The 14,628-nt window shown below is 42.5% G+C and carries 21 protein-coding genes and 1 pseudogene; 17 read left to right on the forward strand and 5 right to left on the reverse strand.

Annotation, left to right across the window (positions count from 1 at the left end; all coding sequences use genetic code 11):
• Positions 1-55: 55 nt before the first annotated feature.
• Together V7L12_RS30190 and V7L12_RS30195 are read left to right on the forward strand one after the other, a co-directional pair.
• Complete coding sequence (locus V7L12_RS30190) at positions 56-217, forward strand: hypothetical protein (RefSeq protein ID WP_335090033.1); 162 nt, start codon at positions 56-58, stop codon at positions 215-217.
• Positions 218-309: 92 nt separating this feature from the next.
• A complete protein-coding gene (locus V7L12_RS30195; protein WP_335090034.1) occupies positions 310-942 on the forward strand; it encodes a class I SAM-dependent methyltransferase in 633 nt (210 codons plus the stop codon).
• Positions 943-1,209: 267 nt separating this feature from the next.
• Here the strand turns inward: V7L12_RS30195 and V7L12_RS30200 are convergent, their stop codons facing one another.
• Positions 1,210-2,016, reverse strand: coding sequence for a dienelactone hydrolase family protein (locus V7L12_RS30200; RefSeq protein WP_335090036.1), 807 nt, complete (start codon positions 2,014-2,016; stop codon positions 1,210-1,212).
• 274 nt (positions 2,017-2,290) lie between these two features.
• Here V7L12_RS30200 and V7L12_RS30205 point away from each other — a divergent pair, with 274 nt between their 5' ends.
• Positions 2,291-2,830, forward strand: coding sequence for a DUF2267 domain-containing protein (locus V7L12_RS30205; RefSeq protein ID WP_335090037.1), 540 nt, complete (start codon positions 2,291-2,293; stop codon positions 2,828-2,830).
• Between the two features lie 87 nt (positions 2,831-2,917).
• Here the strand turns inward: V7L12_RS30205 and V7L12_RS30210 are convergent, their stop codons facing one another.
• The gene (locus V7L12_RS30210; protein ID WP_335090039.1) at positions 2,918-3,133 is read right to left on the reverse strand and encodes a hypothetical protein; all 216 of its coding nucleotides are present in this window, start codon (positions 3,131-3,133) and stop codon (positions 2,918-2,920) included.
• Positions 3,134-3,291: 158 nt separating this feature from the next.
• The gene (locus tag V7L12_RS30215; protein WP_442947932.1) at positions 3,292-4,602 is read right to left on the reverse strand and encodes a site-specific integrase; all 1,311 of its coding nucleotides are present in this window, start codon (positions 4,600-4,602) and stop codon (positions 3,292-3,294) included.
• 225 nt (positions 4,603-4,827) lie between these two features.
• Here V7L12_RS30215 and V7L12_RS30220 point away from each other — a divergent pair.
• The 12 genes and pseudogenes from V7L12_RS30220 to V7L12_RS30275 form a co-directional block, all read left to right on the forward strand.
• Positions 4,828-5,019 (forward strand): annotated as a pseudogene (locus V7L12_RS30220) (hypothetical protein); the annotation flags it as partial.
• Between the two features lie 203 nt (positions 5,020-5,222).
• Positions 5,223-6,758 (forward strand): nitrogenase molybdenum-iron protein subunit beta, encoded by a 1,536-nt coding sequence (nifK, locus tag V7L12_RS30225; protein WP_335090040.1) that lies wholly within the window; start codon positions 5,223-5,225, stop codon positions 6,756-6,758.
• Between the two features lie 195 nt (positions 6,759-6,953).
• The gene (locus V7L12_RS30230) at positions 6,954-7,301 is read left to right on the forward strand and encodes a Mo-dependent nitrogenase C-terminal domain-containing protein (protein ID WP_335090042.1); all 348 of its coding nucleotides are present in this window, start codon (positions 6,954-6,956) and stop codon (positions 7,299-7,301) included.
• Positions 7,302-7,406: 105 nt separating this feature from the next.
• Positions 7,407-8,786: a nitrogenase iron-molybdenum cofactor biosynthesis protein NifE gene (nifE, locus tag V7L12_RS30235; protein WP_334822855.1), complete on the forward strand. Its 1,380-nt coding sequence runs from the start codon at positions 7,407-7,409 to the stop codon at positions 8,784-8,786.
• Complete coding sequence (locus tag V7L12_RS30240) at positions 8,786-8,947, forward strand: hypothetical protein (protein WP_335090044.1); 162 nt, start codon at positions 8,786-8,788, stop codon at positions 8,945-8,947. The genes nifE and V7L12_RS30240 overlap by 1 nt, the downstream gene beginning before the upstream one ends.
• Positions 8,947-10,284, forward strand: coding sequence for a nitrogenase iron-molybdenum cofactor biosynthesis protein NifN (nifN, locus tag V7L12_RS30245; RefSeq protein WP_335090046.1), 1,338 nt, complete (start codon positions 8,947-8,949; stop codon positions 10,282-10,284). Before V7L12_RS30240 ends, nifN begins: the two co-directional genes overlap by 1 nt.
• A gap of 225 nt (positions 10,285-10,509) precedes the next feature.
• Positions 10,510-10,923 carry a nitrogen fixation protein NifX gene (gene nifX / locus V7L12_RS30250; protein WP_335090048.1) on the forward strand — a complete coding sequence of 138 codons (414 nt, stop codon included), beginning with the start codon at positions 10,510-10,512 and terminating at the stop codon, positions 10,921-10,923.
• Positions 10,920-11,396: a NifX-associated nitrogen fixation protein gene (locus V7L12_RS30255; RefSeq protein ID WP_335090050.1), complete on the forward strand. Its 477-nt coding sequence runs from the start codon at positions 10,920-10,922 to the stop codon at positions 11,394-11,396. The genes nifX and V7L12_RS30255 overlap by 4 nt, the downstream gene beginning before the upstream one ends.
• Before the next feature lie 26 nt (positions 11,397-11,422).
• Positions 11,423-11,638 (forward strand): CCE_0567 family metalloprotein, encoded by a 216-nt coding sequence (locus V7L12_RS30260; RefSeq protein ID WP_174710309.1) that lies wholly within the window; start codon positions 11,423-11,425, stop codon positions 11,636-11,638.
• Positions 11,635-11,952: a nitrogenase-stabilizing/protective protein NifW gene (gene nifW / locus V7L12_RS30265; protein ID WP_335090052.1), complete on the forward strand. Its 318-nt coding sequence runs from the start codon at positions 11,635-11,637 to the stop codon at positions 11,950-11,952. The genes V7L12_RS30260 and nifW overlap by 4 nt, the downstream gene beginning before the upstream one ends.
• Positions 11,953-11,962: 10 nt before the next feature.
• Positions 11,963-12,766, forward strand: coding sequence for a HesA/MoeB/ThiF family protein (locus V7L12_RS30270; RefSeq protein WP_334822843.1), 804 nt, complete (start codon positions 11,963-11,965; stop codon positions 12,764-12,766).
• A gap of 98 nt (positions 12,767-12,864) precedes the next feature.
• Positions 12,865-13,239: an iron-sulfur cluster assembly accessory protein gene (locus V7L12_RS30275; RefSeq protein ID WP_334923487.1), complete on the forward strand. Its 375-nt coding sequence runs from the start codon at positions 12,865-12,867 to the stop codon at positions 13,237-13,239.
• Between the two features lie 2 nt (positions 13,240-13,241).
• Here the strand turns inward: V7L12_RS30275 and V7L12_RS30280 are convergent, their stop codons facing one another.
• Entirely contained in the window at positions 13,242-13,484 is a 243-nt protein-coding gene (locus tag V7L12_RS30280; RefSeq protein ID WP_335090054.1) for a hypothetical protein, read from the reverse strand.
• On the opposite strand from V7L12_RS30280, the gene V7L12_RS30285 reads away from it, so the two are divergent.
• Positions 13,470-13,769 (forward strand): 2Fe-2S iron-sulfur cluster-binding protein, encoded by a 300-nt coding sequence (locus tag V7L12_RS30285; RefSeq protein ID WP_069069799.1) that lies wholly within the window; start codon positions 13,470-13,472, stop codon positions 13,767-13,769. The genes V7L12_RS30280 and V7L12_RS30285 overlap by 15 nt on opposite strands.
• Positions 13,770-13,872: 103 nt before the next feature.
• Positions 13,873-14,133 (forward strand): FeoA family protein, encoded by a 261-nt coding sequence (locus tag V7L12_RS30290; protein WP_335090056.1) that lies wholly within the window; start codon positions 13,873-13,875, stop codon positions 14,131-14,133.
• A 218-nt stretch (positions 14,134-14,351) separates the two neighbouring features.
• On the opposite strand, the gene V7L12_RS30295 is transcribed toward V7L12_RS30290, so the two are convergent.
• Positions 14,352-14,561 (reverse strand): TOBE domain-containing protein, encoded by a 210-nt coding sequence (locus tag V7L12_RS30295; protein WP_335090058.1) that lies wholly within the window; start codon positions 14,559-14,561, stop codon positions 14,352-14,354.
• Positions 14,562-14,628 lie beyond the last annotated feature (67 nt).

Consider the following 14,628-nt stretch of genomic DNA (forward strand, 5'->3'; position numbering starts at 1 on the left):
GACTTATGAAGTGCTGTAAGTAACAATACCTTTGCTAATTTCCGAAGCTTGAACAATGATTTGGTGTTTAGTGTTTAGGGCGATCGCTATGCACGATCGCAACAGGGCTATTGGATTGGTGCGATCGCTGTCACTTCACTTAACTTCTATAGATATTGTTCGACCAAAGGATATCGGAAAATATGTCTATTGTAAAGTTATTTTACTGATAATATAATATACAAATTTTGTCGTTAACAAATTATACAGTTGAACAGATAGTTAAAATCAGTAGTTCTGTTTGTTAAAAAATATATGCAGATACATCAGGTGATTGAAACCTACGATCAGGGATCGGTGGATTATGACGCGATTATGAAGCGTTACTGGCACATTGAGCGCCAACCTCTAATTGATTCTTTGCAACTGAAGCGAGGACAAACTGTACTAGATGCTGCGGTAGGAACAGGTCTTAATCTTCCAGCCTACCCTGAAGGCGTGCATGTCGTCGGTATTGATCTTTCTGAGAAGATGATGGATGAAGCACGTAAAAAACGCGTATCCGCAGATATCACCTTCAAGGTATCGGATCTCTGCAATCTTGATTTTCCTGATAATACCTTTGATGCAGCAGCGTCGGGATATACGCTCTGTGTCGTTAACGATCCAGTCGGTGCACTTGCAGAGATTCTGCGAGTTACTAAACCTGGTGCCTTGATTGCCATTCTCGATTACTGCAAATCGCAAGATCCAGAGATTCAGAAATGGCAAGAGTTGATATCTGATGCAGCTTCACAGCTAGGTTTCCCGACTGGCAAGATCAAGTGGGATGCATTGATGGATTATGACGAATTGATTTACAACAGGAAGCTTCCTATTGAAGTGCTTACAGACGATCGCATAGAAAGTCAAAACCCGTTTTTATGTGGTTGTCAATTATTGCTTAAAAACTCAAAAGCTTAAAGGCGACAGTATCGCACTCTTGTTCAATGAGTGCGATATCTACGACAAGCCGGATCACAAGTGATACCATGTCCGCTTGATTACTTATTAAACCCGAATCACCCCACCCCGCCAAAGCTACACTTTGTCTCCCCTCCCCGCAAGCGGGGAGGGGATTAAGGGGAGCCAGTGCGTTGGGCGGGCAATGCCCGACTTGTTCGCGTAGCTTCTCCCCTTGGGAGAAGCACCTGGCGTGTGGGGTGCAATGACTGTGGGAATCATAACTAATTATGCGGACATGATATGATTTTGAAACAGTTCTAAAACATGTTGCCAAGCATCAGGAGCCGCTTCTGGGTTATAACTTGGGTGCTGGGCTAAAAATGGGTATTGGTTTTTGAAGAATCCAGCGAAAAATCCGTGTCCGGCGTCGTATCGAAATACACGATGATTGATTTGATGTTTCTTTAATTCTGCCTCAATTTGCTCGTTTTCTTCTTGCGAAACTAATGCATCTCTTGTACCAAAAAATGCATAGATAGTACCTTGAATTTCTGAGGTGCGATTAATGGTTGGAGTGTCTTCACCATAACTAGCAGTGGTAATCCCACCACCGTAAAACGAAGCTGTGGCTTTGATATCAGGTAAAGTTGCAGCCATATAAGCAACATGACCGCCAAAACAGAAACCAATGACACCGAGCGTATCATCTTTGACATTGGGTAAAGTTTTGAGGTAAGTAATAGTAGCTTGAATATCGCTGAATATCTCTTGATATTTTACTTGTTGATAGTATTGCAAGCCCAGCCGATAGCTTTCTGGGCTATACCCAACATCTTCAGGGCTAAAGTCAGCCTCAAAACCGGGAGCAATACGTTGATACATGGCTGGAGCGATCGCTACATAACCTTGTTTAGCGATTAGCTTGGTGATATCTCTAATATTACTGTTGATTCCAAAAATTTCTGGAAAAACTATAACCGCCCCAAAGGTTCCCTTTTGTGCTGGTTGAGCTAAGTAAGCATCGATTTCTAAGTCATTATTAGGTACTTTGACATAACAAGTGTTGATTCCGATGTTTGTTGTTTCTAGCATCTTTGTTTCGACGAAATTTATACCAATTCATCTATTCTGACTATTTTTCAACACCAATGGGCGATGTCTACTACGGGCACAAACACCAGCGATCACAATCGCTACACAACTAACTTGCGCGTGTAAATGCCAAATATCTCAGTTGATCAGCTAAATTTCTAACTTTTGAATAGGTGGTATTTCAAACTTCTGGATGATGCTAAGGGTTTTTAATTTGTGCGACCTTAATCAAGTAAGCATAAAGACTCAATATTAAAAAGCACAAGAAAAAACAATGCCTGATGAATCATTTAGAACAAACGTTCCAGAAGTTGACCCAACGGAGATTGAAGATTCTCGAACTGCGATCGCTGACGAACATCGCTCGTTCCTGGAAAAGGTCATGGTTCAAAGCGGATTTGCGGATTTGTATGACGCAAGAGACTTTTCCGAAGTTGTGTTTCGTGTTATGCGCGACTTAATGACCACGGACACAATTGATCGCGTCGAGGCAGAACTACATACAGAAGCTATACCTACGGATGAAAAAGCACTCCAGTTTGAAGTAGCTGACCTCTGGAAAGACACCAATCCCATTGTGAAATTTTTAAGTCGAATCCGTCAACCTTTGACAGGCCCGGCTCCCCTTGGAATTGATTCCAATTTATTTATCAGGCGGGTTGCTAATGAAGGAGGACTCCCAGGAACAGTCGAGGTAGAGCAGGCAGTTAAAGCGGTGTTTTCTGCCACCAAAGACCAACTTTCCCAAGAGCGGATTCAGGAAATTGCTGGTTTGCTCCCTGACCGTATCCGTGAGCTTTGGGAGCAGGCTTAATTAGAAAGTTAAAAAAAGTCAAGTCTGTTTGCGAATAATCATCACAAACAGGCTTTCTATATAATAGGTTTACTGATTCACAGCCAATCACTCTGCAAGCTTCACCGTTTGGTTCACCACTGGGCGTGGTTTCCGGCGATAATCTGACTTGCGTGTTCCACCAGCCATCCCGTACTCATCACTATTTTTGCCATAGCGAGATGCAACACTCAACAGCATCTGCTCAGAATAAGTATTCAATGCACGTTCTGCATCTTCTAATGCATTCTGCGTCTTATCCATCATTGTTCGAACACTCTGCATAGTCTAACAGCTACATAGCTTTGATGACTTCACAGGTAACTTTAGACTACTGTCTTCACAGATAACCTCAATAGGTATAATTATTTATTATACGGAAATTTAAAGAGTAAGCTAGTAGCGTGCGTTATCGCGCAGCGTAACGCACCACATCATTTTTATTAACAAATTTCACTCCGCTTATAAACTATTTCCATCCTCAACTTCTCAATCTCCAATCTCAAGTTATCATTCTCTATCCTCAACTTAGCATTCTCTTCCCTAATCAACTCAACTTCATTCCTCTTACTCAAAGCCTGATTAATCGCCAACTTCCGCATATCTAGCGAAAACCAACGCTGATATGTTTGGGTATGAACCTGCACACTATGCCCCAAATTATCCGCCGCCGCTTTAATTGGTATCCCCAAAATATGTGCCCGAATTGCCCAAGCGTGACGTAAATCATAGGGTTTAAAATCCAATCCTATTTTACGAAACCACCAACTAACTCGCTGTGTTAACGCCGTTATGTCTGCATGATTAGTGTTATCTTTTTTAGCGATCGCACTCGCCAACATCTCCAAATATTTAGAATTTCTCAAATCAAACTCATCAATCCATTGCCTATATAATGGTAATGCTTGTCTCTCACCAGTCTTACAGTCCTTATGAACTTTCCATGTCAAATCTGTATTTTCTTGACTCAACCACCAATCAATATCAGGATTCATAAAAAGTTCTCGTGGACGTAAACCAAAAACTGCTAACATTCCATACGTCCAGCGCCAAAGCTGCCAGCTATCTTGAACATTTTGATTAACTTGATTCCCTCTGTTATTTTGATAATCTTCAAACTTGATAATTCCCTCAGATATTTCCACATCGTTCGGTATATTTCGGGAATTATTCTCCGGCATCTTGGAATATTTAGATAAATCAATTTCGATATTGAATGTCACACAAAATGCTGCTATGGCTCTAGCTGCATTATACTTAGCCCATTCTTTCTCGATTTGTTCAATTGAACTTATCAGATTTTCAGCAGTTGCCAAATCTTTAGAATTCGTAAACCGTTTTGTTCGGGAAAAGTAATAAAAAAAAGTATGTTCGCTTTTAGTTGTGCGTTTATGAGTTTTAAAATACTCTTCTTCAAATTTTTCAAGTAATTCCCCTATAGATTGAAAATCTTTTTTAATTGCCTCATTTCCTAAATATTTATCGTTCCATTCAAACGTTTTACGAGCAATTAACTTCCCTAATTCATAAGCTTCTTCCTCAGCCGTCTTGAGTCCATCCAAATTAGCGGGAATATTCAAACTGAGATTATATTGCTTTCTCCCAGTACCGTTGCTATCTTTGTCTCCTGGTTTAATTGGTAACGTCGCTCGTAATTGCAGGCTTCCATTCGATTCCCTAATTGTCACCTTTGCCTTTGCAGACTTCAAACGCAGATTAACTTTTTCTAAATCCAGTAGTACTTTAGTTCTCATGTGTTCTTTTTGCTACTGTGCTTGCAGAGATGAGCAAAAAAACGGGCGATTTTTTAATCGCCTTGGCTCAGGACAGCATTTAGATGATGCCTGAGTCCTAAACCTAATTATGCATCGCTGTATTTTTAGCCTATATTTAGCCTAAAAATAAATGTGTTATCGGCGAACAATGTTTATTGCTGACACTGTTTACTGCAAACATTAGGCTACTGAAAAGAATTAAACCACAAAAAGGATTACTCCGGTCCTTATCACGGTTACGATGGCTTCGCCATCTTCGCACGCGACATGGACTTGGCACTCAACAGCCCAACCTGGGGATTAATTGGCGCTCCTTGGAATGAAAAAGCTAACGCTAAGAAGGCTGTAGCTAAAGCTGAAGCTGAAGCTAAAGTTGAAGCTAAAGCTGCCGTCTAAGGAAATGCGAGCTAGATAAGTAAGGATAACCTGGGGCTAAAACCCCAGGGGGGAGTTGGGAATCCAAAATTCAAAACTGAAAAATTAAAATTTCTTTTGATTTTTGCATTTTGAATTTTGAATCATATTCCCATCTCCCACCCCCGCCTCAAATCCTTATTCCTCAATCAGTAAAAGAATTCAGTAAGCTTGGAGATCCAAAAATGCCTCAGAATCCAGAAAAAATTCAAGACCACGTAGAGTTATTCCACCAACCGGAGTACCAACAACTATTCAAAAACAAAAAGGAATTTGAAAACGGTCACGAAGCCGAAGAAGTACAACGGGTTGCAGAGTGGACAAAGGGTTGGGATTATCGTGAAAAGAACTTCGCTCGTGAAGCTTTAACCGTTAACCCTGCTAAAGGTTGCCAACCATTGGGAGCAATCTTTGCTGCTGTTGGTTTTGAAGGCACTCTACCTTTTGTTCAAGGTTCTCAAGGTTGCGTTGCTTACTTCCGCACCCACTTAACCCGTCACTACAAAGAACCATTCTCTGGTGTGTCTTCTTCAATGACTGAAGATGCAGCCGTGTTTGGTGGTCTGCAAAACATGATTGACGGCTTGGCGAACTCTTACCAACTCTACAAGCCCAAGATGATCGCTGTCTGCACCACCTGTATGGCAGAAGTAATTGGTGATGACTTGCAGTCTTTCATCAACAACGCCAAGGAAGCTGGTTCAGTTCCTCAAGATTTCCCAGTACCCTACGCTCACACCCCTAGCTTTGTTGGCTCCCACATCACTGGTTACGACAACATGATGAAGGGAATTCTTTCTAACCTGACAGCAGGTCATAAGAAAGAAACCAGCAACGGTAAGATCAACTTCATCCCAGGTTTTGACACCTACGTAGGCAACAACCGGGAAATCAAGCGGATTGCTTCCCTGTTCGGCTTAGACTACACCATTCTAGCTGACAACAGCGACTACCTGGATTCACCAAACACAGGTGAGTTCAATATGTATCCAGGTGGAACAAAGATAGAAGATGCAGAAGATTCAATTAATGCTAAAGCTACAATTGCTCTGCAATCATACTCCACCCTCAAAACCCGCGAGTACATCGAAAAAGAGTGGAAGCAACCAACCGCAGTTTGCCGTCCTTGGGGTATTAAGGGTACTGATGAGTTCTTGATGAAAATCAGTGAACTTAGTGGTTTACCCATTCCCGAACAATTGGAAATTGAACGCGGTCAGGCAGTTGATGCCATGACTGACTCCCACTCATGGATTCACGGCAAGCGCTTCGCTATCTACGGCGAACCAGATTTAGTATACAGCGTAGTTGGCTTTATGCTAGAAATGGGTGCTGAACCTGTGCATATCTTGGTTAACAACAGCAACGAAGTATTTGAAGCAGATATGAAAGAACTGCTTGCTTCTAGCCCCTTTGGTAAGAATGCAACTGTTTGGGGTGGTAAAGACTTGTGGCACATGCGTTCTTTGTTGTTCACCGAACCAGTAGACTTCTTGGTTGGTAACACTTACGGTAAGTACCTGTGGCGTGACACCAAGATTCCCCTCGTGAGAATCGGCTACCCGATCATGGATCGTCACCACCTACACCGCTACTCCACCATTGGTTACCAAGGTCTGATCAACCTCCTCAACTGGACTGTAAATACCCTGTTTGAAGAAATCGATCGCAACACCAACATTCCTTCTAAGACAGATATTTCCTACGACTTGATTCGTTAGGAATTGCGTAGAAACACAACGTGTTAATTAAAGGGTGAAGAAGGGGAGTAGGGAGTAGGGAGTAGGGACTGGGGACTGGGTACTAGGGACTGGGAAAACACCCAATGCCCAATGCCCAATGCCCCATGCCCAATCCCCAATCCCCAATCCCCAACTCCCCTTTTTCTTTCTAGCATTTACCCAAGGGATTTATAAATGGAAACCATCAATCACACTCACGAACACACTCACACTCATCCTCATCCTAATTACCATCCACCTAACCATAAAAAACCAGGGTGGTTCCACAATCTTCTTAATCCGTTGCGCCGTGTGGTGGATGGAATTCAGGTTAAAAATAATCGCATCGCTCATCTAATTTGCCAAACTATTCCTTGTTGTTGTCCCTTTGAGCGACAAATTAAATTATTTGGGAAGTGTATTGATATTCCACCACTATGTAAACTCAATCCTTTATATGACGAATTTGTAGGATTGCGTTTTCGGTCTTTATCTTACCTCACTGATGTATGTGGAGAGGATGTCACAAAATACATTTGCTAATTATTGGGCATGGAGCATGGGGCATTGGTTATTAGTCATTAATAACTCAGGAATGACAAAGGACAAATGACTAATAACAATTAACAATTAAGTACGAGAAGAGAGATGAAAATCACCCAAGGCAAAATCAACGAACTGCTGACTGAGACAGGATGCGAGCATAATCAGCACAAACAAACAGAAAAGAAAAATAAGTCTTGCGCTCAACAGGCACAACCTGGCGCGGCTCAAGGGGGCTGCGCTTTTGATGGTGCAATGATTTCCCTAGTGCCGATCGCAGATGCTGCTCATTTAGTCCACGGGCCGATCGCCTGTGCTGGTAATTCCTGGGGCAGTCGTGGTAGTCTTTCGTCTGGCCCGCAACTCTACAAAATGGGCTTTACCACTGACTTGGGTGAAAATGATGTCATCTTCGGTGGCGAAAAGAAACTCTACAAAGCAATTCTGGAACTCAAAGAGCGCTACCAACCAGCAGCAGTATTCGTCTACGCCACTTGCGTTACAGCCCTAATTGGCGATGATATGGATGCTGTCTGCAAAGCTGCGGCTGAGAAAATTGGTATTCCTGTTGTTCCCGTCATTGCCCCAGGATTCATTGGCAGCAAAAATCTCGGCAACCGTTTTGGCGGTGAATCTTTGTTGGAATATGTTGTCGGCACAGCAGAACCCGAACATACAACGCCCTATGATATTAACTTAATCGGTGAATACAACATCGCCGGGGAAATGTGGGGAGTAACACCACTGTTAGAAAAATTAGGCATCCGTATTTTGTCTAAAATTACGGGCGATGCTCGCTACGATGAAATTCGCTACGCCCACCGTGCCAAGCTCAATGTGATGATCTGCTCACGAGCGCTGCTCAACATGGCGAGAAAGATGGAGGAGCGTTACAACATCCCTTACATTGAAGAGTCTTTCTACGGCATCGATGATATGAATCGCTGTCTGCGAAATATCGCTGCTAAATTAGGTGACGCTGATTTACAGGAGCGGACAGAAAAGCTAATTGCCGAAGAAACAGCTGCTTTAGATTTGGCACTGGCTCCTTATCGCGCTCGACTCAAAGGTAAGCGAGTTGTTTTATATACTGGTGGTGTCAAGAGTTGGTCGATTATCTCGGCGGCTAGGGATTTAGGCATTGAAGTTGTTGCTACCAGTACTCGCAAAAGCACTGAAGAAGATAAAGCCAAAATCAAGAAGTTGCTCGGCAACGATGGCATCATGCTAGAGAAGGGCAACGCTAAGGAATTGCTACAAGTGGTTAAAGACACTCGCGCAGATATGCTGATTGCTGGTGGACGTAACCAATACACTGCTTTGAAAGCTCGAATTCCTTTCCTTGATATCAACCAAGAACGCCACCATCCTTATGCAGGTTATGTAGGAATGATTGAGATGGCGCGGGAACTGTACGAAGCTCTGTATAGCCCGATTTGGGAACAAATACGCAAACCCGCTCCTTGGGACGAGGAGGTAGTTTAATGGTGTCTGTACCCTCGTTCCCAGACTCAGGCTGGGAAGGCATTCCGGGAGGGCTACTGCCCTTCTTTTTAGAGCAGATGGGGCAGAGCCTCACTGTCAGCATTCCCCGGCAGAGCCAGGGAACGAGAAAGTCCGCCCTGTGGAATGAAGAGGTAGTTTAATGGCGATCGTTACTGTTTCTAATAAAGCACTGACAGTTAATCCCCTCAAGCAAAGTCAAGCTTTGGGTGCAACCTTAGCCTTTTTGGGATTGAAAGGGACGATGCCTTTATTCCACGGTTCTCAAGGTTGTACTGCTTTCGCCAAAGTTGTCCTCGTGCGGCATTTCCGAGAAGCGATTCCTTTAGCTACCACAGCGATGACGGAAGTCACTACCATTTTGGGTGGTGAAGAGAATGTAGAACAAGCAATTCTGACTTTGGTAGAAAAAGCTAACCCAGAAATTATTGGTTTATGTAGTACTGGGTTGACTGAAACCAGAGGAGATGACATCGAGGGTTTTCTGAAGGAAATCCGCGATCGCCATCCAGAATTGAATGATTTAGCGATCGTTTTCGCACCTACCCCAGATTTTAAAGGTGCGTTGCAAGATGGCTTTGCCGTTGCTGTAGAAAGCATAGTTAAGGAAATTCCTCGCGCGGGTGGACTGAGAACTGAACAAGTCACAATTTTGGCGGGTTCTGCTTTCACACCTGGGGATGTACAGGAAATCAAAGAGATAGTCACATCCTTTGGATTAGTGCCGATAGTTGTACCCGATCTTGGCGCTTCTCTAGATGGACATTTAGAGGATAGTTATAGTGCGGTTACTGTTAGTGGGACTACCTTAAAACAGCTACGAGAAGTAGGTAGTTCTGCTTTCACCTTGGCATTAGGTGAAAGTATGCGGGGGGCTGCAAAGATTCTGGAAGAACGCTTTGGCACACCTTATGAGGTGTTTGGCGAACTGACGGGATTAGAACCAGTAGATGAATTTATTCAAGCATTGGCGATTCTGAGCGGTAATAGCGTACCCGAAAAATACCGCCGCCAACGTCGTCAGTTGCAAGATGCGATGCTGGACACCCACTTTTACTTCGGTGCAAAACGAGTTTCCCTAGCGTTAGAACCAGATTTATTGTGGTCAACAGTGCATTTTCTGCAATCGATGGGAGCGCAGATTCATGCGGCGGTGACAACCACGCGATCGCACTTACTAGAACAACTCCCGGTAAAAAGCATCACCATCGGCGATTTAGAAGACTTTGAGAGTCTAGCAGGCGGTTCTGATTTGCTGATTGGTAACTCGAATGTCGGTGCGATCGCTAAACGGCTCTCGATTCCTCTTTATCGTCTAGGATTGCCTATCTATGACCGCTTAGGTAATGGTCAATTTACCAAAGTTGGTTATCGAGGCACGATGGAACTTGTGTTTGGCATCGGCAACCTGTTTTTAGAGGCAGAAGAAGCAAGAGTTAAGCAGTTCCAAGAGTTCGGAATTGTGAGCGCAGAGTTTTGAATTCTTCTTCAAGAATTCAGGAGTCAGAATTTAGAATGCTTTCGTTCTTCGTGTCTATGCGCCTTTTGCGGTTCGTTTCTCATATACTTTGGCGCATCTCCAAACAGAATTGGTATAAATATGCAGATTTAATTCTGCCAGTCGAACTTTAATTACTCCTCAATTCTGACTCCTGAATTCCTTCTTATCAATTCAAAACTCAAAACTTTAGAGAGGAGAATTACGATGAAAATTGCCTTCACGACGAGTGACCGAGTTCATATTAATGCTCACTTCGGATGGGCCAAAATGATTGATGTTTACGAAATTTCTGATGAGGGATATCACTTCCTAGAAACCCTCAATTTTGAAGGTGAACTCAAGGAAGATGGGAATGAAGACAAAATCACCCCAAAACTTGAGTCAATAGGCGACTGTACGATTATTTACGTAACAGCAATTGGTGGTAGCGCTGCCGCTCGGTTAATCAAGAAAGGTGTCACCCCAGTGAAGGCGCGATCGGAAGAAGAAGAAATTAGCGAAGTGCTAAATAAGCTAGTGAAAACCCTCAAAGGTAATCCTCCACCTTGGTTGCGTAAAGCTTTACAGCCAAAATCCACAAATTTTGCCGATGAAGTTGAAGATGAGGCAACAGTATGACCGCAAATAATAGTGTTAACGGAACCGCTACAACTGAAGTCTTGAACTCGCCTTTTCTGAAGGTATTAATCAAACAAATCCGTGGTCAAGACAGTTATGGGGTTTATCGTACTTGGTCGGATGAGTTAATTCTTAAACCCTTTCTTGTCACCAAACAAAAGAAACGGGAAATCTCCCTTGAGGGCGAAGTCGATCCGATAACTCAAGCCCGGATTATGGCATTTTTTCGAGCTGTAGCTGCTGGGATTGAACAAGAAACAGGTTTGATATCCCAGGTTGTAGTTGATTTGAGCCATGAAGGATTTGGCTGGGCGTTAATTTTTTCTGGTCGTCTTTTGCTAGCTGTGAAAACCTTGCGAGATGCTCATCGTTTTGGCTTTGACTCGCTAGAGAAATTGGCAGAAGAGGGAGAAAACTACGTCAAAAAAGGCCTTGATTTGGCGAAACGCTTTCCTGAAGTTGGCAAACTTTAAGAGTCCTGAAAAAGGAGTGGCTGATTGTGCAAGCAGAAGAAACGAGTATTGAGGAACTACAAGGGCAAATCAGACGCCTCAATAGCAAAGCGGGTCAAATGAAAATGGATCTGCATGATTTAGCTGAAGGTCTGCCAACAGATTACACACAACTTATGGATGTTGCCGCCGCAACTTATGAAATCTATCGCCAGTTAGATGAACTTAAGCAACATCTGAAACAATTGGAGAATGCTAAATGACTGGAACTATTGATGAATTCAATAAACTCGTAGATGCAGAAGAATTTTTTCAATTCTTTAATATGTCCTACGATTTAGAAGTTGTGAATGTAAATCGCCTACATATTCTGAAAAAGTTTTCTCAATACATCCAGGAAGTTGACGATAATTCTCCTGACTTGAGTCCAGAAGAGAAATTAAATCAATATTCTTTGGCTTTGCAAAAAGCTTATCAGGTATTTATCGAATCAACACCCCACGAACAAAAGCTGTTCAAAGTGTTTAACGACAAGCCGAAAAATGTAGTCACACTGACAGAAATCACTTCTGATTAGGAGGTATAAATTGGTTAACCTGACGCCTACCGAATTAGAACGCTATCGTCGCCAAATGATGCTTCCGAATTTTGGCGAAACAGCACAGAAGCGCCTGAAGTCAGCGACAGTTCTGGTTACAGGTGTGGGGGGATTAGGCGGTACGGCGGCGCTTTACTTAGCAGTAGCAGGCGTTGGGCGGCTAATCTTAGTCCGGGGTGGTGACTTGCGGCTAGATGATATGAATCGTCAGGTTCTCATGACTGATGATTGGGTAGGTAAGCCAAGGGTATTCAAAGCTAAAGAAACTCTGGATGCGATTAATCCTGATGTCCAAGTGGAAACTGTTCATGATTACATCACCCCGGAAAATGTAGATTCGTTAGTGCAATCTGCCGATATGGCTCTTGATTGCGCCCACAATTTTACAGAGCGCAATTTGTTAAATGAAGCCTGTGTGCGATCGCGTAAGCCAATGGTAGAAGCCGCAATGAATGGGATGGAGGCTTACCTGACAACGATTATTCCTGGTGTGACTCCTTGCTTGTCTTGTTTGTTTCCAGAGAAGCCTGATTGGGATCAGCGCGGCTTTTCAGTTTTAGGCGCTGTTTCTGGAACCCTAGCTTGTCTAACAGCTTTGGAAGCTATCAAGCTGATCACTGGGTTTAGTCAGCCTCTATTGTCGCAATTGCTGACAATCGACTTAAATCGGATGGAATTTGCTAAACGCCGTTCTTACCGCGATCGCTCTTGTCCAGTATGCGGTAATAGTGCGCCTTGGAGACACGCTCAATCCAATTCGATGGAACCCACGGGTATTGCACAAAATAGTTGATTTTCGTCAGGAGTCATTAGTGAATAACAAAGGACAACTGACAAAGGACAACCCCACCTGAAATCAGAACAACTAATCGCTACAAATCAGGAGACCTGATGACCGTTACTTTATCAGAAAAAGCAGAATTTCATCTGCAGGCATTGCTCGGAGGTTCCGCACCCAACGCTAATGGCGCAACTAAAGGTGTCCGCATCTCAGTAAAAGATGGTGGTTGCAGTGGCCATGAATATGCAATGGATATCACCAGCAAGCCCCAACCAGATGATTTGGTAAGCCAGCAAGGCAAAGTGCTGGTTTACGTTGATGCCAAAAGTGCGTCGTTATTAGAAGGAATTGTGGTTGACTTCGTTGAGGGAGTGATGGAAAGCGGTTTTAAGTTCACCAACCCCAATGCAACTGATAAATGCGGTGGTTGTGGAAAGTCCCTCAAAGCAGGCGACAGTAAGCCGACTGGTGTACCTTGCAGCTAACATCATTCCGTTAGCGCCAAGTCAATTGTAGAGGCTTCCCATAGACGCACTCCACGCAGTTTTTCATAGATGCTTGAGGTGGCTTCTAGTTCGCGTTGATCCCTTACTCCTATAGAGAAGCCGACTAAGCGTAGCATCTCCGTAAGTAGAAGGGAAGCAAAAAGTAGGATAGGTTGCTCAAAAACTTCAGAAATTACACCAACTGTATAACGTTTGAGGAGAATCGGAAAATGGCTTCCTACCAAGTTAGATTAATCAACAAAAAAGAAGACATCGACACCACAATTGAAGTTGACGAAGAAACCACCATCTTAGAAGCAGCAGAAGAAAATGGGATTGAGTTGCCCTTTTCATGTCATGCAGGCTCTTGTTCTAGCTGTGTTGGTAAAGTTGTCGAAGGTGAAGTTAATCAAGACGATCAAAACTTTTTAGATGACGATCAGGTTTCTAAAGGATACGCTCTACTTTGTGTAACTTATCCTCGTTCTAATTGCACAATTAAGACACATCAAGAAGCATATCTGGTCTAAACTAGACTTTGGTTGCTGCCTTTAGCGACCAAATAAAACATGAAGGATGAAGGATGAAAATATACTTCCTTCTTCCTTTCACAATTCCTAATTTATAATTTAAATGTTTACCCGCTTTAGTGTTACTGGCTGTTCATTAGAATTATTGAGAACGGGAGAGCGAGGAATCGTGACTTTCTGTAAAACTCAGGATGGAACAATCTTTAACAAACTTATATCAATGGGAATAGTAACAGGAAGTCATATCAGTTTAAAACAAGATTCTCCTTCTTTTATTCTCAATATTGATAACATAGATTTTGTACTTGATTTAGAAAGTGTCCGAGCGATTTATGTTCGTATTATTGATAATTATATTAGTTAGCATTTATGTATAGCCTTAGTTAATTATTGCTGAAAAATAAAATAGCCGAGTTTTTAAATAAGCCGGGTATCTATGATTTTCAATTATTAAAAATCTAATATGATTGCTGTAATTACGCTTGACAACGCTATTGAACTCTTTTATTCACTAAATTATATAAATAAGTGCAATTTGATATGAAAAAGAGAGTGGCTTGTAAAGGAAGCCAACTCTATTTTTTAATCAACAGCAATTATCACATCTGATGATTTAATCACAGCATAAGCCTGCTTACCTTCTGCAAGTGATAGCTTTTCTGCTGATGATTTTGTGATGATTGACACTAGCTCTACTCCTGGTGCTAGTTCTAAAGTTATCTCAGTATTAACTGAACCATGTATAACTTTTTTGACAGTGCCCTTAAGAGAATTACGAGCGCTAATTTCCATGTTTTTAATTTGCTAACTTTAACTATTTATACTTTAGTAATTTAGCAAGTTTTGATTTTAAAACTAG

It is taken from the genome of Nostoc sp., assembly GCF_036918245.1.
In the GTDB taxonomy this organism is placed as follows: domain Bacteria; phylum Cyanobacteriota; class Cyanobacteriia; order Cyanobacteriales; family Nostocaceae; genus Nostoc.